This is a genomic window from Pseudomonas sp. GV105 (assembly GCF_003058185.1).
In the GTDB taxonomy this organism is placed as follows: domain Bacteria; phylum Pseudomonadota; class Gammaproteobacteria; order Pseudomonadales; family Pseudomonadaceae; genus Aquipseudomonas; species Aquipseudomonas veronii.
The window spans coordinates 83,748-108,601 of record NZ_QBUF01000012.1 but is presented as its reverse complement, the minus strand read 5'-3'; the positions used below and the strand labels follow the sequence as shown (position 1 = coordinate 108,601).

Genomic DNA, 24,854 nt, shown 5'->3' with positions numbered 1-24,854 from the left:
GACATTGTTCCAGCCCTTGTAGGATTTGTGAACCCGTCAACACTCAATCAATGACCATTTCCGGCATGCCCACCGGTGTGTCCGGCGCCCTGCCCCGCACCTTTACCGTCATGCCCGGGCTTGCTGCCTTCATGCTCGCGAACCGCGCGGGCCGCCTTGGCCTTTTCGGCTTCCTTGCCCAGTTGGTCGACCGCCGCCAGGTTGCTTCGACGTACGCTGTCGACAAAGCCCTGGAACGGCACATCGGTAATGCCGACCAGACCGAAGTGGCCGTTTTCGCCGTCCAGCAGACGCCCGGTCACGGGCTGGTCCAGGTACTGGAACCAGTGAACGCCGACAATCGACGGCTCGGCCATGGCCTGCTTGAGGAAGTTGGCATACGCGGCACCGCGATCTTCTTCCTTGGCCAACTGGGTCACACCGCCCCAGAACGGGCCGCGGTCTGCCGAGCCGAAGTTGAATTCGGTGATCAACACCGGCTTGTCCAACGCGCGCAAGGCGGCGAAGTCATAGCCGTCCTGGGGTTTGAGCGTGTACATGTTGAAGCTCAACACGTCGCAATACTGCGCACAGGACGCCACCGCCTCCGGCGTACTCACCGCGTAACGCCCGCCCAGCAGCAACTGGTTGGGCGCGTGCCATTTGAGTGCGTCGGAGATGGTCTTGAAGTACGTATCGGCGAAGGTCTTCTGGAAGTGTTTGAAGTCGGCTTCGATTTCCGGGTGCTCAGGGTTGGGCATCGGCGGTTCGAAGCCCGGGTCTTCCATCAGTTCCCAGCCTGCCAGGTGGATGCCCCAGGCTTTCGACAGGCCTTCTTCGTTACGGTATTTGTCGCGCAGTTGCTTGAGGAACGCGCGCTTGGCCGGTACATCGGTGGTCATGCGCAGGGTGCCGTAGGCCAGGGCGTAACGGGATTTTGCATCGTCACCGGGACCGGCCCAGGCCAGTTCGTTATCGGCAAAAAAACCGATCAGCCAAGGATCGTCACGATGATCGCGGGCAGCGATGGCCACGGCGCGCTCGGTGGCCATGGCGAAACGCGGGTCGAACGGGTCGGGCATGCCGCCCCACCAGTCGGTGCCGGTGCTGATGCTGGCGTAATCGCCGACGATCGACAGCGGCAAGGTGTACGGCACGCGGTCCGCGCTGGCCAGTTGCGCAGCGCTCCAGTTGCCGACGGTGTTGAAACCCCAGGCCTGCAGGCGGTCGAGGGTGTGGCTGACCCAGCGCTTCTGGTCGAAACCGTCAGTGTCATACGTGCGCTGCAGGTTGGCACGGTAGAAATCGTACCAACGCCCGGCGCCAAAGCTACGCCCTTCGCCGGCGCCGTTACCGGTGCGGTTGTCGCCGCTGCCGTAGTACTTGTCAAAGGGTTCCCCGGCCTTGGGCAGCGCCGCGAACATCCATTCACGGCCCGCCACGTAGGTCTGGTTGTTATCCGAAGCCACGGTGTTGACGCCCAGGGAATAGAACGGATGCCCCTCCGGCGTCACCAGATACCAACGACCATCGCGCTTCTCGGTGCGGAAAAAGCCGCTGGCGTCGAACGCCGGGCCTTTGTTCCAACCGCCGTACTGGTCCAGGGAGGATTTATCCCGCTCGGCCAGCCAAGCCTTGAGCTGTTGCTGCTCCTTGGTGGCGGCGGCCTTGAGTTGCTCGTCGCTGCTGACCTTTTCCGGCCAGCGCGCGCGGGTGGACTGGCCATAGGCATCCACCAGTTCGCTGTAGGCCGCCTTCAGCACCGGCTCGCTGTCCTGCACGCCAAAGCGCTCCAGCAGAATACTTTGGGCGACATTCGGTTTGATCATCGACAGGGTCACCGACACCACCTGGCTGCGGTCGATGTCTCCGGCGCTGCTGGCCAGTAACACGCGCTGGCCGTCGACGCTGATCGGCATCGGCGGGCCGGCCTTCATGCCCTGGCTCAATGGCGAGTTGGCTTGCAGCGGGATCAGCAGGGTCTGGGCCGGACCGGCCGGCAGGTCGATGCGGCTGACCAGGGTCTTGCCGTCGTTGCTCTGCACCTTGACGTACAAGGTCAGCGCCCAGTCCATGGCACTCTGGATACGCAGGCTGATGGCGCTGGATTGCGACCAGTCCCAGGCGCCGGTCTGCGGGCTGAGCACCAGGCTCGGTTCGGCGGCCGGGTTGAAGGTGATGCGGCGCAGCACCTCGCCTTCAGGGGTTTGTTCGGCGTTGTATTGCGGCAGGCTGGCGTCCTGGGTCGCCACTTTGACCACATCGGCAGGTCGGACGAAGTTGAACAACGTTTGTTGCCCGGCGGGCGCGGCCAGCAGTGGCGCAGCGAACAGCAGGGCAAAAAGGGCGGGCAGCGTGCGAATCATACGAGCAAGGTTCTCCCAAACGGCCGATAAATGGCCTGATGACATAATGCGATGGCAGTGAGATAGACCACGAAGTGGGCGATTTTGCCCACTGTGGCTTAAGAAATTTCGCGCCGGAACGGCGGCAAGGCATTCAGGATGGCCTTGCCATAGCGCTGCGTGACCAGACGGCGGTCCAGCAAGGTGATGGTGCCTCGGTCTTCTTCGGTCCGCAGCAAGCGCCCGCAGGCCTGCACCAGCTTCAGGGACGCATCCGGCACCGAGATTTCCATGAACGGGTTGCCGCCACGGGCCTCGATCCACTCGGCCAACGCGGCCTCGACCGGGTCATCCGGCACCGAGAACGGGATCTTGGCGATCACCACGTGTTCGCAGTAGGCACCGGGCAAGTCCACGCCTTCGGCAAAGCTCGCCAGGCCGAACAGCACGCTGGAATCGCCGCCATCGACCCGCGCCTTGTGCTTGTTCAGGGTTTCCTGCTTGGACAGGTTGCCCTGGATAAACACCTGCTTGCGCCAGTCGCGGTCGAGGCCGTCGAACACGTCCTGCATCTGTTTGCGCGACGAGAACAGCACCAGGGTGCCGCGCGAACCTTCGACCAGTTCCGGCAAGTCACGGATGATCGCGGCGGTGTGGGCCGGCGCATCCCGAGGGTCGGCCTTGAGGTCAGGCACGCGCAGCACACCGGCGTTAGCGTGATGGAACGGGCTCGGCACCACGGCGGTGACGGCTTTTTTCGGCAGGCCGGCGCGCATGCGGAAGCGGTCGAAGGTGCCCAGGGCGGTCAGCGTGGCCGAGGTGACCAGGCAGCCATACGCCACGTTCCACAGGTTGCGCCGCAGCATTTCCGCCGCAAGGATCGGGCTGGCGTTGACCTCGATATCGAACAGCGCACCGCTTTCCGACAGGGTCAGCCAACGGGCCATGGGCGGGTTGTCTTCCGGGTCTTCGACGGTAAAGGCCGTCCACAACTCCCAGTTGCCCTGGGCGCGGGACAACAGGCTGCCGAACAGTGGGTACCATTCCTCGGCCTGGTTGCTCGCGATGCCGATGTTGACCTCGCCGTCCATGCCTTCCTTGAGCAGGTCGGTCAGGCGGGTGAACAGGTCGGTCAGGCGCGAAAAACCCTTCTTCAGTTCGACGCCCATTTCACGCATGTGCTCGGGGATCAGCCCGCCGACAAAGCGATGGCGCGGGCGCTCGCGGCCCTCGACGTCTTCGCCGGGCTTGAAGTCGGCGACCTGCTCGCAGGCGCTGAACATGAACTGCTGCTGGGTCTTGATCTCCCGCGCCAGTTCCGGCACCTGTTCGATCAGCTTGCCCAGGTCGCCGGGCAGCGGGTGCTGGGCCAGCAGTTTGGTGAGGTTCTTGGCGGTGGCCTCCAGCCAGTCGGCGGTGGAGCGCAGGCGCGTGTAATGGGCGAAGTGGCCGATGGCCTTGTCGGGCAGGTGATGGCCTTCGTCGAATACGTAGAGCGTGTCGCGCGGGTCCGGCAGCACGGCGCCGCCGCCCAGGGCCAGGTCGGCGAGGACCATGTCGTGGTTGGTGACGATCACGTCGACCTTGCCCATGCCTTCGCGCGCTTTATAGAAGGCGCACTGGCCGAAGTTGGGGCAATGCCGGTTGGTGCATTGGCTGTGGTCGGTGGTCAGGCGCGCCCAATCGGCGTCTTCCAGGGCGGTGGGCCAGCTGTCGCGGTCGCCGTCCCATTTATTCCCGGCCAGTTTTTCGATCATGCTGGTAAACAGCTTCTGGCTGACTTCATCGACTTCGATCTTGAAGCCTTCTTCTTCGAACAAGGAGGCCGTGGCGGTTTGCGCGTGGCCTTCCTGCAGCAGCACGTCGAGCTTGGACAGGCACATATAGCGGCCACGGCCCTTGGCCAGGGCGAAGGTGAAGTTCAGGCCGCTGTTGCGCATCAGGTCGGGCAGGTCTTTGTAGACGATCTGCTCCTGCAGGGCGACGGTGGCGGTGGCGATCACCAGGCGCTTGCCGGCGGCCTTGGCGGTGGGAATCGCCGCCAGGCTGTAGGCCACGGTCTTGCCGGTACCGGTGCCGGCCTCGACGGCCACGACCGCGGGGTCACCGCTGCGCCGGCCTTCGTCGTCGGTGTCGATATCCCCGAGGACCTTGGCCACTTCGGCGATCATCAGGCGTTGGCCGTAGCGCGGTTTCAAGCTCTTGGCTTCGAGAAAACGCGAATAGGCGCCCTGGATCGTGGTTTTGAGTTCAGTGCTGATCATGGATAGTCGGGCGCAAAAAACGCTGGATAAATTTTCAGTGGTTCGGATCGGCCGCTATCATACCCCGCTAATTAATCCCGCGCAGAACGGAGTACCGCAATGACCGTGTTCAGCCTCATTTACACCCTGCATGTATTGGCCGCCCTGATCTGGGTCGGCGGCATGTTTTTCGCCTGGATGATCCTGCGCCCCGCCGCTGTGGCGGCCCTCGAGGGCCCTGCCCGACTCAAGCTGTGGGCGAATGTGTTTCAACGTTTTTTCGTGTGGGTTTGGGTGGCGGTGCTGGTTTTGCCGATCAGCGGTGTCGGCCTGTTGCAACTGCGCTTCAGCGGGTTTGAAACCGCACCGCGTTACGTGCAGGTGATGATGGGCTTGTATGTGGTGATGACGGCGCTGTTCATCCGCATCCAGGCGTTGAAGTTCCCCGAATTGCGCACAGCGGTGGCGGCTGAAAACTGGCCGGCCGGGGCGGCGGTGCTGGGGCAGATCCGCAAGCTGGTGGGCATTAACCTGCTCGTTGGGTTGGTGCTGGTCGCGATTGCTTCGGCGCGGCCGATGTTCTGAGACGTGCCTTAAACGGCCATCGGGAGCACGCCCCCTCCCCCACACTTGAAATGCATTCCAAATGTGGGAGGGGGCGTGCTCCCGATGGCGTCAGATCGAACGACTCAAAGTCGCTGAATGGTCACAGTTCCCGCAGGCCCGGCCGGCCCCGGCTGCCCTTCCACCCCTGGCCGGCCTTTCTCGCCACCATCGGCGCGGTACACCAGGCAACCCTTGGATTGCCCGCCACGCCCAGGCTTGCCCGCCGTCCCCGCCAAACCGCCCGCGCCGCCATCGACCCAGACCTTGATCTTGTCGCTTGGGAAGTCCTGCGGCAGTTCGACCCGCACCTGCGCACCCGCCGCGCCAGGCAACCCGTCGCCACCGTTATCACCGTTGGCGCCGCGCCCAGCGGAGCCCCAAGTGCAACCCGGGTCTTCGCCGTTGGCGCCGTCCAGCCCGGCATAACCTTGGGCGCCAGCGCCACCACGGGCATCCACCGACAGTTCCTGCGCCGTCAGGGCATTGATGCGCAAGGTCAGGTCACGTCCGGCCCTGGCTGGTTTTTCGTGGGTACCGGGAGCGCCACGCGAGGTGATCTGGCTGCCATGTTCCAGTTGCGCATGCCGCGCCTGCAATTGCAGCCCGGTGCTCCCAGGAGCGATGGCGATGCGTGCTTCGCGGCCCAGGTGCAACTCATCCACCGAGACCTGGCTGATCGTGGCCGGGATGAGCAACGTGCCGTAGTCCGCGACGTCCAGGCGTTCCAACTGCAATACGCTGGTACTGCTGGGCAAGCGCATCAACGAGTTGGTTTCAACACTCACGCTCTGGGCCAGGGCAACGGGGCTGACCAACAGGGCCAACAGAAAAACCTTACGCATCATGGGGCTCCTGAGTGATGGGGAATTTGTTATTTCAAATTTTTCTTTGAGCGCACAGTAACGACTTCTACAGGCGATTTGCCAGTGAAGGATCAAAAAACTTGAGAAGGCGGCGGTTTCAGCGAGGATCGCCAACGATGCCCCTGTGGAATCCCACAGGGGCAAGGCCTGTCAGCGGTTGATCTGGATTTCTACGCGGCGGTTCAGGGCACGGCCTTCAGCGGTTTTGTTGTCAGCCACCGGATGACTTTCGCCCGCACCGGTCACCGACACGAAGTTACTGCGAGGCACACCGGCGCCGATCAGGTAGTCCGTCACCGAATGTGCGCGTTTTTCCGAGAGTTTCTGGTTGTAGGCGTCCTTGCCGACACTGTCGGTATGCCCGCTGACCCGCAACTGGGCGCTCGGGGCTTCGCGTTTCAGGCGGGTGGCGATGGTGTCGAGCGCGGTTTTATCCGCCGCCGTCAGCTTCGCCGAGTCGAACTGGAAGTGGACATCGCGAATCACGATGGTTTCTTCCTTGACCACAACCACCTCTTCAACCACCGCCGCGGGTGGCGCAGGAGGGCAACCGTTGGCATCGACCTGTACGCCTTTCGGCGTGCCGGGGCACTTGTCGCGGCTGTCCGGCACGCCGTCGCCGTCTTCGTCACCATCGCCGTGTACCCAGCAATAGGCGCCGGCCATGCCGCCGATCAACAACGCGCCGTAGCCGGCATAGGCTGAGCTTTCCGTCGCACCGATCGCCGCACCGGTCACGCCGCCCACGGCGGCGCAGGTGGGCCAATCGGTTTTTTGCAAACCTGCACAACCTGTCAATACTCCGGTGAGCAGAACCAAGGGTAGAGCTGTCCGCATGATGCTCATTTGATTTCTCCTGAGGGGATCGGCAGGGGCCGATGGGTGGAGTAAAGACCGCTCCTTTCAACTGCGCCAGTACGCCACACCCCCGGATTCATTGAGGATGGGCGTACTTGAAGGACTTTTCGCAACCACCCGCTCTAGGCCCGCACGCTCAGCCGCGCTAGTCTCTAGGGTCCTGATGTGAGGATCTCTGATGACCGCTGGTATTTCTTCCCGTACACCCCAGCAAGCCCTGGCTGCCTTGCTCGATTTGCACCAGCCCAAACGCCTGTTGCTGTTGGGTGCCAGCCAGTTCCCGGCGCTGGAGGCCTTTCAAAAGGCGCACCCTGAGACTCAGGTGTCCGTCGCGAGGCCTGGCGCGCTGCCGGCGGACCTCGCGGCGCAACGTTTTGACCTGGCGCTGGTGGTCGATTGCCTGGAGCACCTGTCAAAACCACAAGGCCTGACCCTGCTGGGCGGCATCCGCAACCTCAATGCCAGCCGCATTGCGGTGCTGGTCGACCTGGGCGCCTGCGACTGGAAAGACACTGACTTCTTCTCCCTGGCCCTGCAGGCCGGCGAGCGCTTCCAGCGCGATGAGCAGGTACTGACGCTGTTTACCTATGATCTGCTTGACTATAAACAGGTGCCGGACTGGCTCAACGCCCGCTTCTGGGCCAACCCGGAAAACTTCGGAAAGTATTGGTGGTAACCCGATGAGTACATCCATTTGCCCCTGTGGCAGCGGCAACCTGCTGGACGCGTGCTGCGGCCATTATCACGCCGGCCACCCGGCGCCGTGCGCCACCGCGCTGATGCGCTCGCGCTACAGCGCCTACGTACTGGGCCTGGTGGACTACCTGGTGGCTACCACGTTGCCTGCGCAGCAGGCCGGCCTGGACCGTGATGCCATCGCCACCTGGAGCGCCCAGAGCACCTGGCTCGGCCTGGAAGTGGAAAGCTCCGAGGTGTTCGGCGGCCAGCCGGAACATGCGTTCGTGACGTTTACCGCGCGCTGGCATGACAGCACCGGCGAACACAGCCACCGCGAACAGTCCTCTTTCGTACAGAATGAGGGACACTGGTACTTCATCGACCCCACCGTGGAAGTGAAGGCCGGACGCAATGATGCATGCGTCTGCGGGAGTGGGCAGAAGTTCAAGAAGTGTTGCTCCAGCTACCTCTAACCACCTCACAGGGATCGCGCCATGCTCCGCACTTACAGCTTGTTGCTGGCGTTGACCCTTGGCTTGAGCGGCTGCGCCTCATGGTTCGAGGACGACGCCCCACCGCCCCACGTCGCCCTGGTGAAGGTCGAAGTGGTGCGGGCCAAGTTGCTCGAACAGAAGTTCAAGCTGTATTTCCGCGTGGATAACCGCGACGACGCCGACCTCACGGTGCGCGGCCTGATCTACAAGGTCACCCTGGGTCGCTTGCTGCTGACCGAAGGCGAATCCAACGAATGGCTCACCGTGCCGCCGCGTGGTCACGCCTTTTTCAAGATCTCGGTACGCACCAACCTCTGGCCGCAGATCCGTGACGTCGTGCAGATGCTGAAAAACCCCGACCGGCCCGTGCCTTATCGGCTGGAAGGCGAGCTGAAAACCGGATTATTCATCGGTAATGACGTGCGCGTGGACCACAATGGCGAGATAATCCCCGGCGATTTTATTCCGGAGCGACATCGATGACTCAGCAACCCCATGTCCATGGTCCTGACTGCAACCACGATCACGATCACCATGATCACGACCACGGCCATGTCCACGGCCCGAACTGCGGCCACGCTCACCAGGAGCCGGTGCGCAACGCCCTGAAAGACGTTGGCCGCAACGATCCATGCCCGTGCGGCAGCGAGAAGAAATTCAAGAAGTGCCACGGCGCTTGAAACCTGGCTACTGAAAATAAGCTTTAGCTCCTGCTTGCGTCGTTTCACCGCGCTCACTAACGTAGCGCCTTTACTGACGCTACCCCCCGCAGGAGCTTTGCCATGGCCTCGCCAGCCCTTTCACATTTTCTTCCCCGGTTCGGCGTTGCCGCGGCAGTGGCCAGTGCATTAAGCCTGGCCGGTTGCCAGCTCCAGAGCACCCAGGACACCCTGCCACCCGTTACCGGCGTCCAGCCGATCAAGGGCCTCGCGCAGAATGTTTCGATACGCCGCAATGCCCAGGGCATGCCGCTGATTGAAAGCAATACCTTCCACGACGCGCTGTTCAGCCTCGGCTATGTGCATGCCAGCGACCGCATCACGCAGATGGTCACGTTGCGCCTGCTGGCCCAGGGCCGTCTGGCGGAAATGTCCGGCCCCGAGGTGCTGGATGTCGACCGCTTCATGCGCGCGGTCAACCTGAAAAAAAGCGCCGGCGAGCTCTACAACGCCTCGTCGCCGCGCCTCAAGCGCTTCTTTGAAGTGTATGCCCGTGGCGTCAACGCCTACCTGTTCCGCTACCGCGACAAGCTGCCGCCGGACCTGGCCCAGACCGGCTACAAACCCGAGTACTGGAAGCCGGAAGATTCGGCGCTGTTGTTCTGCCTGCTGAATTTCAGCGAGTCGGCCAACCTGCAGGAAGAATTGTCATCGCTGGTGCTCGCGCAAAAGGTCGGTGTCGACAAACTCGCCTGGCTCACCCCAAGCGCGCCGGACGAGCCGATCCCCCTGGCCGAAGCCGACAAGCTCAAGGGCGTGAACCTGAGCCAGATCACCGGCCTGGCCGGGCTGGACACGGTCAGCCAGCAACTGAGCAGCCTCAACTCACTGGCGGTGACCACTTCGAGCAACTGGGCCATCGGCCCGCAACGCAGCCGCAGCGGCAAGAGCCTGCTGGCCAATGACCTCGCGGCCCAGCCGCAAGCCCCGTCGCCATGGAACTACGTGCAGATCCGCGCACCGAAATACCAGGCCGTCGGCGCCTCGATCGCCGGCCTGCCGACCCTGTTGTCCGGCTTCAACGGCAAAGTGGCGTGGAGCATGAGCACGGTCAAGGGCGACACCCAGGACCTGTTCCTGGAAAAGGTCAAACGCCAGGGCAGCGCGCTGTACTACGAGAACAACGGTAAATGGCTACCGGCCGCTGTGCGCAACGAGACCTTTTTCATCAAAGGCCAACGCTCGATTCGTGAGGTGGTGTACGAAACCCGCCACGGCGCCCTGCTCAACAGCAGCCAGGCGCTGACCAGCGGGCTGGGCCTGGCCCTGCAAACGGCGGACTTCAAGGACGACAAGAGCCTTGATGCGTTCTTCGACCTGTCCCGCGCGCAAAACGCCGCCAAGGCCTCGGATGCGACCCGGGAAATCCGCGCCATTGCCTTGAACATGGTGTTCGCCGACGCCAGCAACATCGGCTGGCAGGTTACCGGGCGCTTCCCCAACCGCCGCGAAGGCGAAGGCCTGCTGCCCTCGCCGGGCTGGGATGCGCGCTTCGACTGGGACGGTTACGCCGACGCGATGCTGCACCCTTATGACCAGGACCCGGCCCAAGGCTGGATCGGCACCGCCAACCAGCGTACCGCGCCGCGCGGTTATGGCATGCAACTGTCCAACTCCTGGGACGCTCCGGAGCGCAGCGAGCGCCTGGCGCAATTGGCCAATGCCGGCAAGCATGACAGCCGCAGCATGATCGCCATGCAATACGACCAGACCACCACGTTCGCCGCCAAGCTCAAGAACATGTTCCAGGCGCCGGGCATGGCGCAGCCGCTGAAACAGGCGATCGCTGCGCTGCCCGCGGCCGAACAGGCCAAGGCCCGTGAAGCGCTGAATCGTCTGATGGCGTTTGACGGCCGCCTGGCGCCGACGTCCGCCGACGCAGCGATGTATGAGCTGTTCCTGCAGGAAAGCAGCAAACAGATCTTCCTCGACGAACTCGGCCCGCAAAACAGCGCCAGCTGGAAAGCCTTTGTCAGCAACGCGAGTCTGTCCTACGCCGCCCAGGCCGACCACCTGCTGGGCCGTGAAGACAGCCCGTTCTGGGACGATGTCCGCACCGCGCAGAAAGAAGACAAGCCGACGATCCTCGCCCGCAGCCTGGCCGCTGCGATCACTGCCGGCGACAGCCAACTGGGTACCGATCACAAGGCCTGGCAGTGGGGCAAACTGCACAGCACCACCTGGAAGAACCGCAATGGCCAGGTGATCCGCGGCCCGCTGGCCAGCGGCGGCGACCACAACACCCTGAACCCGGCGCCGTACAACTGGGGGGAGAGTTTCGACACCACCCAAGTGCCGGCACTGCGCATGATTGTCGACTTCGGCCAGGCAGAACCGATGACGGGCCAGGGCGGTATCGGCCAGTCCGGCAACCCGGTCAGCCCGAACTATGCCAATGGCATCGATCCGTCGCTCAAGGCGCAATACCTGAGCTTCCCGATGCAGCCGCAGAACTTTGACAAGGTGTATGGGAAAGCCAGGCTGACCCTCACGCCCGGCAAATAACCGTACCAACAGGTGGGAGCAGGCAAGACTGCTCCCACATTTTTTAATCTGCGCTCGATCCAAAATAGTGCAGCCGATTTTCAATGCCCATTTTCGGGCACCTCCTATACTCATAGCTCCCTCTTCCCACCTTTTAAAACGATCATTCGGAGCTGCATTCGGAACTATGGTGCAGAAATTGCTACTTGTGATCCGTCTGACACCGTTCAGTAACAGTCCTAAACGCGCCACAAGCGCTTATCTTGGTTTCCAGGGATTACATAATGAAAAAAGCATTGCTGACCCTTTCTGCACTGGCTCTGTGCATGGCCGCTGGTTCCGCCTTGGCCAAGGAATACAAGGAATTGCGTTTTGGTGTCGATCCTTCCTACGCGCCGTTCGAGTCCAAAGCCGCTGACGGCAGCCTGGTGGGCTTCGACATCGACCTGGGCAATGCGATCTGCGCTGAGCTGAAGGTCAAGTGCAAGTGGGTCGAAAGCGACTTCGACGGCATGATTCCGGGCCTCAAAGCCAACAAATTCGACGCCGTGATTTCGTCCATGACCGTCACCGAAGCCCGCATGAAGGCCATCGACTTCTCCAACGAGCTGTTCTCCGGCCCGACTTCGCTGGTATTCAAGAAGGGCGCCGGTTACTCCACGCCTGAGTCGCTCAAGGGCAAAACCGTGGGCTACGAGCAAGGCACCATCCAGGAAGCCTATGCCAAGGCCGTATTGGATAAAGCCGGTGTAACCACCAAGGCCTACGCCAACCAGGACCAGGTCTACGCTGACCTGACCTCCGGCCGTCTCGACGCGTCCGTGCAGGACACGCTGCAAGCCGAACTGGGCTTCCTGAAGTCGCCGGCCGGTGCCGGTTACGAAGTCAGCGCGGCCATCGACGACCCACTGCTGCCGTCGAAAATCGCGGCCGGTATCAAAAAAGGTAACACTGAGCTGAAGGCCCTTTTGGATAAAGGTATCAAAGCGTTACACGATGATGGCACCTACGCCAGCATCCAGAAGAAACACTTTGGCGATCTGAACCTGTACAGCGGCAAATAATGCCTGGGGCGCCCCTTCCCGGGAGGGGCGCTGTTTTATCGCCATAGGTCCTGATTTATGTTCGAAGAACTGTTGCAAACCCTCGGGCTGAGCGCGTTCAGTTTGAAGGGTTTCGGCCCGCTGTTGCTGCAAGGCACCTGGATGACCATCAAGTTGTCGGTGCTGTCCCTGGCCGTCAGCGTGTTGCTGGGCCTGCTCGGCGCCAGCGCCAAACTGTCCAGCCTGCCGTTCCTGCGCATTCCCGCCCAGCTCTACACCACGCTGATTCGTGGCGTGCCCGACCTGGTACTGATGCTGCTGATTTTCTACAGCCTGCAAACCTGGCTGACCGGTCTTACCGACTTCATGGAATGGGAATACATCGAAATCGACCCATTCAGCGCCGGGGTGATCACCCTGGGCTTTATTTACGGTGCGTACTTCACCGAAACCTTTCGCGGCGCGATCCTCGCGGTGCCCCGTGGTCAACTGGAAGCCGCCACGGCTTACGGCCTCAAGCGCGGGCAGCGGTTTCGCTACGTGACCTTCCCGCAAATGATGCGCTTTGCCCTGCCGGGCATCGGCAACAACTGGATGGTGATGCTCAAGGCCACCGCACTGGTGTCGATCATCGGCCTCGCGGATCTGGTCAAGGCCGCGCAGGACGCCGGCAAGAGCACCTATCAGCTGTTTTACTTCCTGGTGATCGCCGCACTGATCTACCTGCTGATCACCAGTGCGTCCAACTTTGTCCTGCGCCGTCTTGAACGTCGCTATTCGGCAGGCTCGCGGGAGGCCGTGCGATGATCGAACTCTTGCAGGAATACTGGCGCCCATTCCTTTACAGCGATGGCCAGCACATCACCGGCCTGGCCATGACCATGTGGTTGCTCAGCGCCTCGCTGGTGATCGGCTTCCTGGTGTCGATTCCGCTGTCCATCGCCCGGGTGTCGCGCAATCCCTTGGTGCGCTGGCCGGTGCAGTTCTACACCTACCTGTTTCGCGGCACGCCGCTCTATATCCAATTGCTGATCTGTTACACCGGCATCTACAGCATCGCCGCCGTGCGCGCCCAACCGGTGCTGGATGCGTTCTTTCGCGATGCGATGAACTGCACGGTCCTGGCGTTTGCCCTCAACACCTGCGCCTACACCACGGAGATTTTCGCCGGGGCGATCCGCAGCATGGCCCACGGCGAAGTCGAAGCGGCCAAAGCCTACGGCCTCAGCGGCTGGAAGCTGTACGCCTATGTCATCATGCCGTCGGCCCTGCGCCGTTCATTGCCGTACTACAGCAACGAAGTGATTTTGATGCTGCACTCGACGACAGTGGCGTTTACCGCGACGATCCCGGACATTCTCAAAGTGGCCCGGGACGCCAACTCGGCCACGTTCCTCACCTTTCAATCGTTCGGCATCGCTGCGCTGATCTACCTGACCGTGACCTTTGCCCTGGTCGGTCTGTTTCGTCTGGCGGAGCGCCGCTGGCTGGCCTTCCTCGGGCCGAGCCACTAAGGAGCCTTCATGCGTCATCAGGTTCATGAACTGATCGCGCCCGTGCCTGGCACGGCACGGCAGATTCACAGTTTCCACTTCGGCCCGGAGCTGGCCGAACGCAAGGTCTACATCCAGTCGTCACTGCATGCCGATGAATTGCCGGGCATGCTGGTGGCCTGGCACCTCAAGGCGCGCCTGGCGCAACTGGCCGCCGCCGGGCGCTTGCGCAGCGAGATCGTGCTGGTGCCGATCGCCAACCCGGCAGGCCTCGAACAAGTGTTGATGGACATCCCGCTGGGCCGCTATGAGCTGGAAAGCGGGCAGAACTTCAATCGCCTGTTTGTCGACCTCAGTGAAGAGGTGGGCGATCGGGTCGAGGATGTGCTCGGGGATGATCCCCAGCGCAACGTCGAATTGATCCGCACGGCACTGTCCACCGCGCTGGCCGCACAAACCGCCGCGACGCAGTTGCAGTCCCAGCGCCTGGTGCTGCAACGCCTGGCTTGCGATGCCGACATGGTGCTCGACCTGCATTGCGATTTCGAAGCCGTGGCGCACCTGTACACCACGCCCGAGGCCTGGCCGCAGGTGGAGCCGTTGGCGCGCTATATCGGCTCGGAGGCCAACTTGCTGGCCACCGATTCCGGCGGGCAATCTTTCGATGAGTGCTTCAGCCTGGTGTGGTGGCAATTGCAGCAACGCTTCGGAGAACGCTTCCCGATCCCCATGGGCAGCTTTTCGGTGACCGTCGAGCTGCGCGGCCAGGGTGACGTCAACCACGGCCTGGCCGGCCTCGACTGCCAGGCGATCATCGACTACCTGATTCACTTCGGCGCGATTGCCGGCGACGTGGCACCGCTGCCCGCCCTGCCCTACCCGGCCACCCCGCTGGCGGGAGTCGAACCGGTGGCGACGCCGGTCGGCGGCCTGCTGGTGTTCAGTGCCTTGCCCGGCGAGTACCTCGAAGCCGGGCAACTGATCGCCGAAATCATCGACCCCATTACTGACCGCGTAACGCCTGTGCATTGTCAAAACGCCGGCCTGCTTTACGCCCGTTCGCTACGGCGCATGGCCACTGCGGGGATGGTCATCGGCCATGTCGCAGGTTCAGAGGCCTACCGCAGCGGCTACCTACTTTCGCCTTGAGGATGCACGCCCCATGTACAAACTGACCGTTGAAGGCCTGCATAAAAGCTATGGCGACAATGAAGTGCTCAAAGGCGTCTCGCTCAAGGCCAAGACCGGTGACGTGATCAGCCTGATCGGCGCCAGCGGCTCGGGCAAGAGCACCTTCCTGCGCTGCATCAACTTTCTGGAAACCCCCAACGACGGCGCGATGACCCTCGATGACAAGCCGATCCGCATGGTCAGCGACCGCCACGGCATGCGCGTGGCCGACGATGCCGAGCTGCAGCGCCTGCGCACACGCCTGGCGATGGTGTTCCAGCACTTCAACCTGTGGAGCCACATGAGCGTGCTGGAAAACATCACCATGGCCCCGCGCCGGGTGCTGGGCTGCAGTAAGAAAGACGCCGAAGACCGTGCCCGTCGCTACCTGGACAAAGTCGGACTGCCGGCCCGCGTGGCCGATCAATATCCGGCATTTCTCTCCGGCGGCCAGCAGCAACGCGTAGCCATCGCCCGCGCCCTGGCGATGGAACCGGAAGTGATGCTGTTCGACGAACCCACCTCGGCCCTCGACCCGGAGCTGGTGGGCGAAGTGCTGAAGGTGATCCAGGGCCTGGCCGAGGAAGGCCGCACCATGATCATGGTGACCCACGAGATGAGCTTTGCGCGCAAGGTGTCGAGCCAGGTGCTGTTCCTGCACAAGGGCCTGGTGGAAGAGCAAGGCACGCCGGAGGATGTGCTGGGCAACCCGAAAAGTGAGCGCCTGCAACAGTTCCTGAGTGGCAATCTGAAGTAAGCCTTCGCCGATCTTCCCACGCGCCCCCGGCGCCGCCTAAGCGCTCTGAGAGCCCGCCCAGCCGGCCCATGCGCTTGAGCGCGGCAATCCACGATAAGCGCGCAGGCAGCCCGCTGCCCGCGTTTTGGGGCTTTGCTGGGGATACTGAGTGCAACACGGCGGATATTTGTGATCGGCCGCCAGGAGAAATGGCCAGCCCGCGGAAGGACTGACCACATTCCAATCTGCAGGCATCAGGCCATCGGCGCGGGTGGCGGCTCGTCCGGAAGGGTCGGTTCGCCAGGTTCGGTAGGCTCAGGGGAATCCGGGTCAGGTTGACCGGGGAGACCACCCGCATAGGCAGGGTCGGCCATCAGGGACCACGCCATCACGCCAATCTGGTTGGGTTCAAGCCGGGCGAGTTCGGCGCTGATTCGCGGGTCGAGCTTCATAAGGTACTCCTCAAGCGTGGCTCGGCGCGCATTGCACGCACCGAAGCAGTACACCCAATAGAGTCACTTTCCGCAGACTAATTCCCTTTACGCGTAGGAGCTTTCGATCAAGCGCGTGGCAAGGTGACGCCGCGCTGGCCCTGGTACTTGCCAGCACGGTCCTTGTAGGACACTTCACAGGCCTCATCGGACTGCAGGAACAGCATCTGCGCCACGCCTTCGTTGGCGTAGATCTTCGCTGGCAGGGTGGTGGTGTTGGAGAATTCCAGGGTGACGTGACCTTCCCACTCAGGCTCAAGTGGCGTCACGTTGACGATGATGCCGCAGCGCGCGTAAGTGCTTTTACCCAGGCAGATGGTCAGCACGTCGCGGGGAATACGGAAGAACTCCACGGTGCGCGCCAGGGCGAAGGAGTTGGGCGGGATGATGCACACGTCGCTCTTGACGTCGACGAAGCTCTTTTCGTCGAAGTTCTTCGGATCGACGATCGCCGAGTTGATATTGGTGAACACCTTGAACTCATCGGCACAACGCACGTCGTAGCCGTAGCTGGAAACACCATACGAAATCACGCGATCGGCGTCGTCACCACGGATCTGGCGCTCAACGAACGGTTCGATCATGCCGTGCTCTTGCGCCATGCGGCGAATCCACTTGTCCGATTTGATGCTCATGGCGGGTGTCCTGATAGCGAGGTGGAAAAATTCTGTTGGGCATCTTACCGGGGCAGGCGTTGGGGTTCAAAGGGCGTGGGGCTTTTGTTGACGAATGTGTTGATCAATGCCCGCCTTGTACAAGCCGCGCCCATTGGGGCCGGGACCCGAATCGGCGTGCACGACGGACGTAAATACCACCGCCAGTCACGAAATTAGAGAAACCTTCGGAAATACCATTGGCACGTTCCGGAAAAAGGGTTAAGGTGGCGCCACTGTGCTGCTTGTGTCACTGAGAATCTCTACACGATATGTTGAATTTCGATCCAACCATCTCCAAGAATTTTTCCTGCTCTTTGCACTCAGTCTCGGCCAGGGCTTTTCCTGAGTCGCAGTTAACTTTGTCCAAGGAGATACACCATGTCTAATCGCCAAACTGGTACCGTTAAGTGGTTCAACGATGAAAAAGGCTTCGGCTTCATCACTCCACAATCCGGTGACGACCTGTTCGTTCACTTCAAAGCTATCCAATCCGACGGCTTCAAAAGCCTGAAAGAAGGCCAACAGGTTTCTTTCATCGCTACCCGCGGTCAGAAAGGCATGCAAGCTGAAGAAGTTCAAGTTATCTAACTTGTACTGACTCAGTCAAAAGAACCCCGCCCTTAAAAGCGGGGTTTTTTTATGCCTGGGATTTGGGCATGCATGAGCGCAAAAAATATGGGAGGGGGCTTACTCCCGATGGCGGTGGGTCAGTCAATACATCCAGTGACTGATCCACTGCCATCGGGAGCAAGCCCCCTCCCACATTCAGACTGCGTCGTTACTGAAACAACGACTCGCTCGACAAGCCGTTCTTCTCCAGGATCTCACGCAAGCGCTTGAGCCCTTCTACCTGGATCTGCCGCACCCGCTCACGGGTCAAGCCGATCTCCAGGCCTACATCCTCCAGGGTGCTGCTCTCATGACCGCGCAGGCCGAAGCGGCGAATCACCACCTCGCGCTGCTTGTCCGTAAGCTCCGACAACCACTGGTCAATGCTTTGGGAAAGATCATCGTCCTGCAACAGCTCGCAAGGGTCTGTCGGGCGATCATCCGTCAGGGTGTCCAGCAGGGTTTTGTCCGAATCCGGGCCCAGCGAGACGTCGACCGAAGACACGCGCTCGTTAAGACCGAGCATGCGCTTGACCTCGCCCACCGGTTTTTCCAGCAGGTTGGCGATTTCTTCGGGAGAGGGTTCATGATCGAGTTTTTGTGTCAGCTCACGCGCCGCCCGCAGGTAGACGTTGAGCTCCTTGACCACATGGATCGGCAACCGGATCGTGCGGGTTTGATTCATGATCGCCCGTTCGATGGTCTGACGAATCCACCAGGTGGCATAGGTCGAGAATCGGAAGCCGCGTTCGGGGTCGAACTTCTCCACCGCCCGGATCAAGCCCAGGTTGCCCTCCTCGATCAGGTCCAACAGGGACAGCCCGCGATTGACGTAGCGTCGGGCGATTTTCACCACCAGACGCAGGTTGCTTTCAATCATGCGCTTGCGCCCAGCCGGATCGCCCTTTTGCGACAAGCGCGCAAAATGGACTTCTTCTTCGGGAGTCAGCAGAGGGGAAAAGCCGATTTCATTGAGGTACAGCTGGGTCGCATCGAGCGCCCGCGTGTAGTCAATGTACTTATGTTGCTTTAACGCAGTGGAGTTCTTGGATTTGGTGCGAACTGAAGGTACAGCCATTCCCTCATTCGACATCGATTCCATAGCGATGCCGGTCTCCGTAAGGAGAACCTCATCGTCGATGTCAAACTCCGGCGCTTCTTTACTGAGAGCCATTGTTATAGTCCTTTGGTGAGTTCGACCTCAAGCTCAAGCGACGCCTTTATCCTTGGCAACGCTGGAGCCTGTTCCTTCTACGTGAGGGAACAGGCTGGCAACACATCAACGACGGGGTAGGAATTGCAGAGGATCTACAGGTTTCCCTTGGCGGCGAATCTCAAAGTGCAGTTTCACCCGGTCTGTACCAGTTGACCCCATTTCGGCAATTGTCTGTCCGACTTTGACCTGCTGCCCCTCCCGAACCAACAGCCTACGGTTGTGGCCGTAAGCACTGACGTAGGTATCGCTGTGTTTGATGATGACCAGCTCGCCGTAGCCCCGCAAACCACTCCCGGCGTACACCACTGTCCCATCAGATGCAGCTAAAACAGGCTGTCCCAAATCCCCGGCGATATCAATGCCTTTATTCAAACTACCGTTTGAAGAGAATTTTCCAATCAATACGCCGTTCGACGGCCATCCCCAGCCGGTCGGCGCAGGCCCCGCAGGCGGCAGCGGCGCGGCTGCCGGTTTGCTCGCAACCGCAGGCGCGGCGCTGCCTGCAGGCCGCGTGATGATCGTGGTTTTGCTCGAGGACGAGGGCGAAGATGTGGTGTTTGTCACCACTGACGTCGGTGTTGAACCGGTGCGTCCATCGAAGCGAATCGTCTGACCCGGATGTATCGTGTAGGGCACCGGAATATTGTTGCGCGCGGCGAGCGCCTTGTAGTCCCAGCCATAGCGGAAGGCAATCGAAAACAGCGTATCGCCCTTGCGCACCACATACTGCCCCGTGGTCACGGTCGGCTTCTGCGGCGCGGCATTCGTGCGATCAACCACCCTCGCGCCCCCGGAAGGCGTGCTCGAACAAGCCGCCAATAAGGAACTCAAGACAAGGCCAAGCACCAGTCGCTGAAAGCTTGTTTTACTCATACGCTGCGCAAGACCTGTGAGACTCACCCGCCGCTCCCTTTGTGGTGGCTGAACATGAATGCCTGTATCAGGCTTGAAATATGTCGTAAGTATAACTGGGCATTGGCTTTTTACTGGCACACGACTGAAACGAAAGATTCATCGCGTTTAAAACCAACGACCGATCATGTTGACTCTATAGACCCCGCCGTAAGACACATCGCCGCCAACAGAATTCACTGCTCGCGAATAAATGATCAGGCCAGCGGGCCATTGAGCAACGGCACGAAGCGCACGGCGCCGAGCACATGCCGGGAAAAGCCTTCGTCTTCACGGATAATGAGCATCAATTGTTGCACTTCGCCGGAACCCACCGGGATCACCAGCCGACCGCCGGGGGCCAGTTGATCGAGCAACGCCTGCGGTACATCGGTGGCGACCGCGGTGACGATGATGCCGTTATACGGCGCCAGCGCCGGCCAGCCTTCCCAGCCATCGCCCCAGCGGAACACCACGTTGCGCAGGTTCAGTTCCACCAGGCGTTCCTTGGCGCGATCCTGCAGCACCTTGATGCGCTCCACCGAGAACACGCGCTCCACCAACTGCGACAGCACGGCAGTCTGGTAGCCGGAACCGGTGCCGATCTCCAGCACCTTGTCCAACGGGCCCGCCGCCAGCAGCAGCTCGCTCATGCGCGCAACCATATACGGCTGGGAAATGGTCTGGTTATGCCCGATCGGCAACGCCGTGTCTTCATAGGCGCGATGGGCCAGGGCCTCATCGACAAACAGGTGCCGGGGCGTGCGCCGGATCACTTCCAGTACCTGGGCGTTGGACAGGCCTTCTTCGTACAGGCGCTGGATCAGACGCTCGCGGGTGCGCTGGGAGGTCATCCCGATGCCGCGACGCAACAGGTCGTCTTGTTCACGAGCCATCAGCGCAAGTCCTCCAGCCAGCCATCGAGACTACTGAAGGCATCACTGAAGGTGCGATCGAGCTGCAACGGGGTAATCGATACATAGCCTTGCATCACCGCATGAAAGTCAGTGCCCGGCCCACCGTCTTCGGCATCGCCCGCAGCGGCGATCCAATAACCTTCCTTGCCACGCGGGTCGACCACCTTCAACGGCGCCGCCGCGCGGGCGCGATGGCCCAGGCGCGTGAGCTGGATACCGCGAATATGCTCGAGGGGCAAGTTGGGGATATTGACGTTAAGCACCGTCCGGGGCGGCAGATCGAGGGAACCGTGGGCCTCCACCAGCTTGCGCGCGAAATGCGCGGCCGTCGGCAGGTTGTCCAATTGACGCGAGGTCAACGAAAAGGCAAACGAGGTCCGCCCCAGGAAACGCCCTTCCAGGGCCGCCGCCACCGTGCCGGAATACAGCACGTCATCCCCCAGGTTGGCGCCGAGGTTGATGCCCGACACCACCAGGTCCGGCTCCTGATCCAACAAACTGTTGATCGCCAGGTGTACGCAGTCGGTGGGGGTGCCGTTCACGCTGATATAGCCATTGGCCAGAACGTGCACGTGCAGCGGACGGTCGAGCGTCAGCGAACTGCTGGCGCCGCTCTTGTCCTGGTCGGGGGCAACCACCACGCACTCGGCGTAATCCGCCAGCGCAGCATGAAGCGCGGCGAGGCCGGGTGCGGTGGCACCGTCGTCATTTGATATCAGAATACGCATGGGCTGTCCGTCTGCCCCACCGGCACCAGATCAACAAGCTCGCGCACCAAGACAGTGGCGAAGCATCCGGCCGGCAGGACGAATTCCAATTGCAGAATGTCAGGCCCGGGATAATGCCACGTCAACCCGCCAATGGGCAGTCGCAGAATGCGACGTTCCTGGCTCATGCCGGCATTCACCAGCCAATCGCGCAGGTCGGCCTCACTGGCGGCAACCGCCTGCTCCAGCGCCTGGGTTGCACCGCTGGCTGGCGAATCGCCTTCGCCCCACTGCGGTCCGGTGGGGTGCAGATCGAGGATCGCCAGGCGCGGGTCGCTGCATTCAGCCTCCCCCGCCGGGAAAAAACTGCGGCTGTCGGTGAAGGCCAGCAGATCGCCGACCTGCGCACGCTGCCAGGAACCGTCCGCGACACGGGCCGCCAACACTTTGTTGAAGAGGTAACTGCGCGCCGTCGACAGCAACCGCGAACGCACGTTGCGCTGCTCCGGCAAGGCCTTGCGGGCCGCCCACTCACGCGCATCCACCACATTGCCGCCGTTGTGGCCAAAGCGCTGGGTGCCGAAATAATTGGGAATGCCGTGCTGGGCGATCAGTTGCAAGCGCGCATCGATGGCCGCGTGATCCCCCGCCAGTTGCGTCAGGCGCAAGGTAAAACCGTTGGCCGAATGAGCACCGCGTTGCAGCTTGCGCTTGTGGCGGCCGGTCTTGAGGATCTTGAGGGTGTCGTTTTCCGCGCCGCTCAGGTCCGGATCGGCCTTGCCCGGCAGTTGCACACTGAACCACTGGCGGGTCAACGCCTGGCGATCCTTGAGCCCGGCATAGCTGACGGTGCGCAACGGCACGCCGGCGGCCTTGGCGATCCGGCGCGCGGCTTCTTCGGTGTTGAGGCCACGCTTTTCCACCCACAGCCACAGGTGCTCACCCTCACCGCTCAGCGGGATATCGAGCACTTCGTCGACCTGGAAATCTTCCGCGGTAGCCTTCAGCACGGCGCTGCCCAAGGCCTCGCCATAGGCCCGTGGGCCCAGCAGTTGCAAGTCGTTCATGCGCGCAGCAACAAAGCGACGGAATGTACCGCGATGCCCTCTTCACGACCGGTAAACCCGAGCTTTTCGGTGGTGGTGGCTTTCACGTTCACTTGATCCAATTCAATGTGCAGATCCGCCGCGATCAGCACGCGCATCGACTCGATGTGGGGGGCCATTTTCGGCGCCTGGGCCACGATGGTGTTATCGACGTTGCCGACCTTCCAGCCATTGGCGTGGATCAGGCCGACCACATGGCGCAGCAATACCCGGCTGTCCGCGCCCTTGAAGGTCGGGTCGGTGTCCGGAAAGTGCTTGCCGATATCGCCGAGCGCCGCGGCGCCGAGCAAGGCGTCGCTCAACGCGTGCAGCAGGACATCGCCGTCGGAATGAGCCAGCAACCCATGGTGGTGCGCGATCCGCACGCCGCCCAGGGTGATGAAATCGCCTTCAGCGAAACGGTGCACATCGTAGCCGTGGCCAATACGCATAAAAAAACGCCCCGATTTAATTCAGGGCGTGATTCTACCTACTTTTGTCGCATATTAACCGAGCAAAGCACGGCCATGATGTCGCAAATGATCTTCGATGAAGCTGGCGATAAAGAAGTAGCTGTGGTCGTAGCCCGGTTGCAGGCGCAGTTCGAGCGGATGGTTGGCCGCTTTCGCCGCTTGCTGCAGGGCTTCGGGCTTGAGCTGCACCGCGAGGAAGTCGTCGCGGTCGCCCTGGTCCACCAGCAACGGCAGCTTTTCCGCGGCTTCGCTGATCAGCACGCAAGCGTCCCACTCGCGCCACTTCGAGCGCTCTTCGCCCAGGTAACGGGAGAAGGCTTTCTGGCCCCATGGGCAATCCATCGGGTTGTTGATCGGCGAAAACGCCGACACCGATAGGTAACGCCCGGGGTTGCGCAATGCACATACCAGCGCACCGTGGCCGCCCATGGAGTGGCCGCTGATACCGCGCTTCTGCGAAGCCGGGAAATGCGCCTCAACCAACGCCGGCAATTCCTGCACCACGTAGTCATGCATCCGATAGTGCTTGGCCCAGGGTTCCTGGGTGGCATTCAGATAGAACCCGGCCCCCAGGCCGAAATCCCAGGCGTTGTCCGGATCGCCCGGCACCCCAGGACCACGCGGGCTGGTGTCCGGCGCAACAATGATCAGCCCCAGTTCGGCCGCCATGCGCTGGGCGCCGGCTTTCTGCATGAAGTTTTCATCGGTGCAGGTCAACCCGGACAGCCAGTACACCACCGGCAGCTTGCCGCCCTGCTCCGCTTGCGGCGGCAGGTAGACGGCGAAGGTCATGTCGCAACCGAGCACCTCGGAATGATGCTTGTAGCGTTTATGCCAGCCGCCGAAGCTCTTCTGGCACGACAGGTTTTCCAGACTCATGGCCGACCTCAGAAGTGAATGACGGTACGAATGCTCTTGCCTTCATGCATCAGATCAAACGCTTTGTTGATGTCTTCCAGGCCCATGGTGTGGGTGATGAAGGTGTCCAACGGGATCTCGCCGTTCTGGGCCATTTCCACGTAGCTGGGCAGCTCGCTGCGACCACGCACGCCGCCAAAGGCCGAACCGCGCCAGACGCGGCCGGTCACCAGCTGGAATGGACGGGTGGAAATTTCCTGGCCGGCACCGGCAACGCCGATGATCACCGACTCGCCCCAGCCTTTGTGGCAGCACTCGAGGGCGGCGCGCATCAGTTGCACGTTGCCGATGCACTCGAAGGAAAAGTCCACGCCGCCGTCAGTCAAATCGACAATCACGTCCTGGATCGGGCGATCGTAGTCTTTCGGGTTGATGCAGTCGGTGGCGCCCAGTTGCTTGGCGATTTCGAACTTGGCCGGGTTGATGTCGATGGCGATGATGCGACCGGCCTTGGCTTTTACCGCGCCGATTACCGCCGACAGGCCGATACCGCCCAAGCCGAAGATGGCGACGGTATCGCCGGGCTTGACCTTGGCGGTGTTGATCACCGCACCGATACCGGTGGTGACGCCACAGCCGAGCAGGCAGACTTTTTCCAGCGGCGCGTCTTTAGGAATCTTCGCCACGGAAATTTCCGGCAGCACGGTGTACTCGGAAAAGGTCGAGGTGCCCATGTAGTGGAAAATCGGCTGACCCTTGTAGGAGAAACGCGTGGTGCCATCGGGCATCAGGCCTTTGCCCTGGGTGGCACGAATCGCCTGGCACAGGTTGGTCTTGCCCGACAGGCAGAATTTGCACTTGCCGCACTCCGGGGTGTAGAGCGGGATCACATGGTCGCCGACCGCAACCGAGGTCACGCCCTCGCCGATCGCCTCAACCACCGCACCGCCTTCGTGGCCGAGAATCGACGGGAAGATGCCTTCCGGGTCGGCGCCCGACAACGTGTAGGCGTCGGTATGGCACACGCCGGACGCAACCACGCGCAACAGCACTTCGCCGGCCTTGGGCATGGCGACATCCACTTCTACGATCTCGAGGGGCTTCTTGGCTTCGAAGGCTACGGCGGCGCGGGACTTGATCATCCGGGTTTCTCCTGGGAGTTAAAAACTAAGACGGCGAGTGTAAAACATGCCTCGCTGATTAATAATCCAGGCAAAAGCAAAACTTTATTGCTGTACAG

General features: G+C 61.6%; 26 protein-coding genes. 12 read left to right on the top strand and 14 right to left on the bottom strand.

Annotation, left to right across the window (positions count from 1 at the left end; genetic code table 11):
• Nucleotides 1-47: 47 nt before the first annotated feature.
• Nucleotides 48-2,345 carry a beta-galactosidase gene (locus C8K66_RS22630; protein ID WP_108525972.1) on the bottom strand — a complete coding sequence of 766 codons (2,298 nt, stop codon included), beginning with the start codon at nucleotides 2,343-2,345 and terminating at the stop codon, nucleotides 48-50.
• 98 nt (nucleotides 2,346-2,443) lie between these two features.
• Entirely contained in the window at nucleotides 2,444-4,588 is a 2,145-nt protein-coding gene (gene dinG, locus C8K66_RS22625) for an ATP-dependent DNA helicase DinG (protein ID WP_017844782.1), read from the bottom strand.
• Between the two features lie 99 nt (nucleotides 4,589-4,687).
• Here dinG and C8K66_RS22620 point away from each other — a divergent pair, with 99 nt between their 5' ends.
• A complete protein-coding gene (locus C8K66_RS22620; protein ID WP_046384446.1) occupies nucleotides 4,688-5,152 on the top strand; it encodes a CopD family protein in 465 nt (154 codons plus the stop codon).
• Between the two features lie 104 nt (nucleotides 5,153-5,256).
• Here C8K66_RS22620 and C8K66_RS22615 read toward each other — a convergent pair whose 3' ends face one another.
• Together C8K66_RS22615 and C8K66_RS22610 are read right to left on the bottom strand one after the other, a co-directional pair.
• Nucleotides 5,257-6,015 (bottom strand): hypothetical protein, encoded by a 759-nt coding sequence (locus C8K66_RS22615; protein ID WP_046384447.1) that lies wholly within the window; start codon nucleotides 6,013-6,015, stop codon nucleotides 5,257-5,259.
• A gap of 171 nt (nucleotides 6,016-6,186) precedes the next feature.
• A complete protein-coding gene (locus tag C8K66_RS22610) occupies nucleotides 6,187-6,882 on the bottom strand; it encodes an OmpA family protein (protein ID WP_046384448.1) in 696 nt (231 codons plus the stop codon).
• 190 nt (nucleotides 6,883-7,072) lie between these two features.
• On the opposite strand from C8K66_RS22610, the gene C8K66_RS22605 reads away from it, so the two are divergent.
• From C8K66_RS22605 to C8K66_RS22560, 10 genes are all read left to right on the top strand, one after another.
• A complete protein-coding gene (locus tag C8K66_RS22605) occupies nucleotides 7,073-7,570 on the top strand; it encodes a DUF6231 family protein (RefSeq protein WP_108525970.1) in 498 nt (165 codons plus the stop codon).
• 4 nt (nucleotides 7,571-7,574) lie between these two features.
• Nucleotides 7,575-8,045: a YchJ family protein gene (locus C8K66_RS22600; RefSeq protein ID WP_017844777.1), complete on the top strand. Its 471-nt coding sequence runs from the start codon at nucleotides 7,575-7,577 to the stop codon at nucleotides 8,043-8,045.
• Nucleotides 8,046-8,066: 21 nt separating this feature from the next.
• Nucleotides 8,067-8,549: an LEA type 2 family protein gene (locus tag C8K66_RS22595; RefSeq protein WP_046384449.1), complete on the top strand. Its 483-nt coding sequence runs from the start codon at nucleotides 8,067-8,069 to the stop codon at nucleotides 8,547-8,549.
• A complete protein-coding gene (locus tag C8K66_RS22590) occupies nucleotides 8,546-8,746 on the top strand; it encodes an SEC-C metal-binding domain-containing protein (protein WP_003189235.1) in 201 nt (66 codons plus the stop codon). Before C8K66_RS22595 ends, C8K66_RS22590 begins: the two co-directional genes overlap by 4 nt.
• A 102-nt stretch (nucleotides 8,747-8,848) precedes the next feature.
• Nucleotides 8,849-11,290 carry a penicillin acylase family protein gene (locus tag C8K66_RS22585; RefSeq protein ID WP_108525968.1) on the top strand — a complete coding sequence of 814 codons (2,442 nt, stop codon included), beginning with the start codon at nucleotides 8,849-8,851 and terminating at the stop codon, nucleotides 11,288-11,290.
• 263 nt (nucleotides 11,291-11,553) lie between these two features.
• A complete protein-coding gene (locus tag C8K66_RS22580; RefSeq protein ID WP_017844774.1) occupies nucleotides 11,554-12,333 on the top strand; it encodes a transporter substrate-binding domain-containing protein in 780 nt (259 codons plus the stop codon).
• Between the two features lie 57 nt (nucleotides 12,334-12,390).
• Nucleotides 12,391-13,119 (top strand): ABC transporter permease, encoded by a 729-nt coding sequence (locus tag C8K66_RS22575; protein ID WP_046384452.1) that lies wholly within the window; start codon nucleotides 12,391-12,393, stop codon nucleotides 13,117-13,119.
• On the top strand, nucleotides 13,116-13,826 hold the full coding sequence (locus tag C8K66_RS22570) for an ABC transporter permease (protein WP_017844772.1): 711 nt from the start codon (nucleotides 13,116-13,118) through the stop codon (nucleotides 13,824-13,826). The genes C8K66_RS22575 and C8K66_RS22570 overlap by 4 nt, the downstream gene beginning before the upstream one ends.
• 9 nt (nucleotides 13,827-13,835) lie before the next feature.
• Nucleotides 13,836-14,954: a succinylglutamate desuccinylase/aspartoacylase family protein gene (locus tag C8K66_RS22565; RefSeq protein WP_017844771.1), complete on the top strand. Its 1,119-nt coding sequence runs from the start codon at nucleotides 13,836-13,838 to the stop codon at nucleotides 14,952-14,954.
• A 13-nt stretch (nucleotides 14,955-14,967) separates the two neighbouring features.
• Nucleotides 14,968-15,732, top strand: coding sequence for an ABC transporter ATP-binding protein (locus C8K66_RS22560; protein WP_010563548.1), 765 nt, complete (start codon nucleotides 14,968-14,970; stop codon nucleotides 15,730-15,732).
• Nucleotides 15,733-15,965: 233 nt separating this feature from the next.
• Here C8K66_RS22560 and C8K66_RS22555 read toward each other — a convergent pair whose 3' ends face one another.
• Both C8K66_RS22555 and dcd read right to left on the bottom strand, forming a co-directional pair.
• Nucleotides 15,966-16,163, bottom strand: a complete 198-nt coding sequence (locus C8K66_RS22555; RefSeq protein WP_046490227.1) for a hypothetical protein — start codon at nucleotides 16,161-16,163, stop codon at nucleotides 15,966-15,968.
• Nucleotides 16,164-16,270: 107 nt separating this feature from the next.
• Complete coding sequence (gene dcd, locus C8K66_RS22550; protein WP_017844768.1) at nucleotides 16,271-16,837, bottom strand: dCTP deaminase; 567 nt, start codon at nucleotides 16,835-16,837, stop codon at nucleotides 16,271-16,273.
• Nucleotides 16,838-17,236: 399 nt separating this feature from the next.
• Here dcd and C8K66_RS22545 point away from each other — a divergent pair, with 399 nt between their 5' ends.
• Nucleotides 17,237-17,446, top strand: a complete 210-nt coding sequence (locus tag C8K66_RS22545; RefSeq protein ID WP_002554837.1) for a cold-shock protein — start codon at nucleotides 17,237-17,239, stop codon at nucleotides 17,444-17,446.
• Nucleotides 17,447-17,636: 190 nt separating this feature from the next.
• Here C8K66_RS22545 and rpoS read toward each other — a convergent pair whose 3' ends face one another.
• The 8 genes from rpoS to C8K66_RS22505 form a co-directional block, all read right to left on the bottom strand.
• Nucleotides 17,637-18,641, bottom strand: coding sequence for an RNA polymerase sigma factor RpoS (gene rpoS, locus C8K66_RS22540; RefSeq protein ID WP_017844767.1), 1,005 nt, complete (start codon nucleotides 18,639-18,641; stop codon nucleotides 17,637-17,639).
• Nucleotides 18,642-18,746: 105 nt separating this feature from the next.
• Nucleotides 18,747-19,583, bottom strand: coding sequence for a peptidoglycan DD-metalloendopeptidase family protein (locus C8K66_RS22535; protein WP_026139769.1), 837 nt, complete (start codon nucleotides 19,581-19,583; stop codon nucleotides 18,747-18,749).
• Between the two features lie 209 nt (nucleotides 19,584-19,792).
• Complete coding sequence (locus tag C8K66_RS22530) at nucleotides 19,793-20,428, bottom strand: protein-L-isoaspartate(D-aspartate) O-methyltransferase (protein ID WP_169850588.1); 636 nt, start codon at nucleotides 20,426-20,428, stop codon at nucleotides 19,793-19,795.
• 41 nt (nucleotides 20,429-20,469) lie between these two features.
• Entirely contained in the window at nucleotides 20,470-21,219 is a 750-nt protein-coding gene (gene surE, locus C8K66_RS22525; RefSeq protein WP_017844765.1) for a 5'/3'-nucleotidase SurE, read from the bottom strand.
• The gene (gene truD / locus C8K66_RS22520) at nucleotides 21,207-22,265 is read right to left on the bottom strand and encodes a tRNA pseudouridine(13) synthase TruD (protein WP_046384456.1); all 1,059 of its coding nucleotides are present in this window, start codon (nucleotides 22,263-22,265) and stop codon (nucleotides 21,207-21,209) included. Before truD ends, surE begins: the two co-directional genes overlap by 13 nt.
• Nucleotides 22,262-22,735, bottom strand: coding sequence for a 2-C-methyl-D-erythritol 2,4-cyclodiphosphate synthase (gene ispF / locus C8K66_RS22515; RefSeq protein ID WP_108525966.1), 474 nt, complete (start codon nucleotides 22,733-22,735; stop codon nucleotides 22,262-22,264). Before ispF ends, truD begins: the two co-directional genes overlap by 4 nt.
• A 54-nt stretch (nucleotides 22,736-22,789) precedes the next feature.
• Entirely contained in the window at nucleotides 22,790-23,635 is an 846-nt protein-coding gene (fghA, locus tag C8K66_RS22510) for an S-formylglutathione hydrolase (protein ID WP_017844762.1), read from the bottom strand.
• A gap of 8 nt (nucleotides 23,636-23,643) precedes the next feature.
• The gene (locus C8K66_RS22505; RefSeq protein ID WP_057004721.1) at nucleotides 23,644-24,756 is read right to left on the bottom strand and encodes an S-(hydroxymethyl)glutathione dehydrogenase/class III alcohol dehydrogenase; all 1,113 of its coding nucleotides are present in this window, start codon (nucleotides 24,754-24,756) and stop codon (nucleotides 23,644-23,646) included.
• Between the last annotated feature and the right edge of the window lie 98 nt (nucleotides 24,757-24,854).

What these genes read in the sequence shown, in the direction of transcription:
- C8K66_RS22630 (WP_108525972.1), bottom strand. Translation starts at nt 2,345, where the DNA reads ATGATTCGCACGCTGCCCGCCCTTTTTGCCCTGCTGTTCGCTGCGCCA.
- dinG (WP_017844782.1), bottom strand. Translation starts at nt 4,588, where the DNA reads ATGATCAGCACTGAACTCAAAACCACGATCCAGGGCGCCTATTCGCGT.
- C8K66_RS22620 (WP_046384446.1), top strand. Translation starts at nt 4,688, where the DNA reads ATGACCGTGTTCAGCCTCATTTACACCCTGCATGTATTGGCCGCCCTG.
- C8K66_RS22615 (WP_046384447.1), bottom strand. Translation starts at nt 6,015, where the DNA reads ATGCGTAAGGTTTTTCTGTTGGCCCTGTTGGTCAGCCCCGTTGCCCTG.
- C8K66_RS22610 (WP_046384448.1), bottom strand. Translation starts at nt 6,882, where the DNA reads ATGAGCATCATGCGGACAGCTCTACCCTTGGTTCTGCTCACCGGAGTA.
- C8K66_RS22605 (WP_108525970.1), top strand. Translation starts at nt 7,073, where the DNA reads ATGACCGCTGGTATTTCTTCCCGTACACCCCAGCAAGCCCTGGCTGCC.
- C8K66_RS22600 (WP_017844777.1), top strand. Translation starts at nt 7,575, where the DNA reads ATGAGTACATCCATTTGCCCCTGTGGCAGCGGCAACCTGCTGGACGCG.
- C8K66_RS22595 (WP_046384449.1), top strand. Translation starts at nt 8,067, where the DNA reads ATGCTCCGCACTTACAGCTTGTTGCTGGCGTTGACCCTTGGCTTGAGC.
- C8K66_RS22590 (WP_003189235.1), top strand. Translation starts at nt 8,546, where the DNA reads ATGACTCAGCAACCCCATGTCCATGGTCCTGACTGCAACCACGATCAC.
- C8K66_RS22585 (WP_108525968.1), top strand. Translation starts at nt 8,849, where the DNA reads ATGGCCTCGCCAGCCCTTTCACATTTTCTTCCCCGGTTCGGCGTTGCC.
- C8K66_RS22580 (WP_017844774.1), top strand. Translation starts at nt 11,554, where the DNA reads ATGAAAAAAGCATTGCTGACCCTTTCTGCACTGGCTCTGTGCATGGCC.
- C8K66_RS22575 (WP_046384452.1), top strand. Translation starts at nt 12,391, where the DNA reads ATGTTCGAAGAACTGTTGCAAACCCTCGGGCTGAGCGCGTTCAGTTTG.
- C8K66_RS22570 (WP_017844772.1), top strand. Translation starts at nt 13,116, where the DNA reads ATGATCGAACTCTTGCAGGAATACTGGCGCCCATTCCTTTACAGCGAT.
- C8K66_RS22565 (WP_017844771.1), top strand. Translation starts at nt 13,836, where the DNA reads ATGCGTCATCAGGTTCATGAACTGATCGCGCCCGTGCCTGGCACGGCA.
- C8K66_RS22560 (WP_010563548.1), top strand. Translation starts at nt 14,968, where the DNA reads ATGTACAAACTGACCGTTGAAGGCCTGCATAAAAGCTATGGCGACAAT.
- C8K66_RS22555 (WP_046490227.1), bottom strand. Translation starts at nt 16,163, where the DNA reads ATGAAGCTCGACCCGCGAATCAGCGCCGAACTCGCCCGGCTTGAACCC.
- dcd (WP_017844768.1), bottom strand. Translation starts at nt 16,837, where the DNA reads ATGAGCATCAAATCGGACAAGTGGATTCGCCGCATGGCGCAAGAGCAC.
- C8K66_RS22545 (WP_002554837.1), top strand. Translation starts at nt 17,237, where the DNA reads ATGTCTAATCGCCAAACTGGTACCGTTAAGTGGTTCAACGATGAAAAA.
- rpoS (WP_017844767.1), bottom strand. Translation starts at nt 18,641, where the DNA reads ATGGCTCTCAGTAAAGAAGCGCCGGAGTTTGACATCGACGATGAGGTT.
- C8K66_RS22530 (WP_169850588.1), bottom strand. Translation starts at nt 20,428, where the DNA reads ATGACCTCCCAGCGCACCCGCGAGCGTCTGATCCAGCGCCTGTACGAA.
- surE (WP_017844765.1), bottom strand. Translation starts at nt 21,219, where the DNA reads ATGCGTATTCTGATATCAAATGACGACGGTGCCACCGCACCCGGCCTC.
- truD (WP_046384456.1), bottom strand. Translation starts at nt 22,265, where the DNA reads ATGAACGACTTGCAACTGCTGGGCCCACGGGCCTATGGCGAGGCCTTG.
- ispF (WP_108525966.1), bottom strand. Translation starts at nt 22,735, where the DNA reads ATGCGTATTGGCCACGGCTACGATGTGCACCGTTTCGCTGAAGGCGAT.
- fghA (WP_017844762.1), bottom strand. Translation starts at nt 23,635, where the DNA reads ATGAGTCTGGAAAACCTGTCGTGCCAGAAGAGCTTCGGCGGCTGGCAT.
- C8K66_RS22505 (WP_057004721.1), bottom strand. Translation starts at nt 24,756, where the DNA reads ATGATCAAGTCCCGCGCCGCCGTAGCCTTCGAAGCCAAGAAGCCCCTC.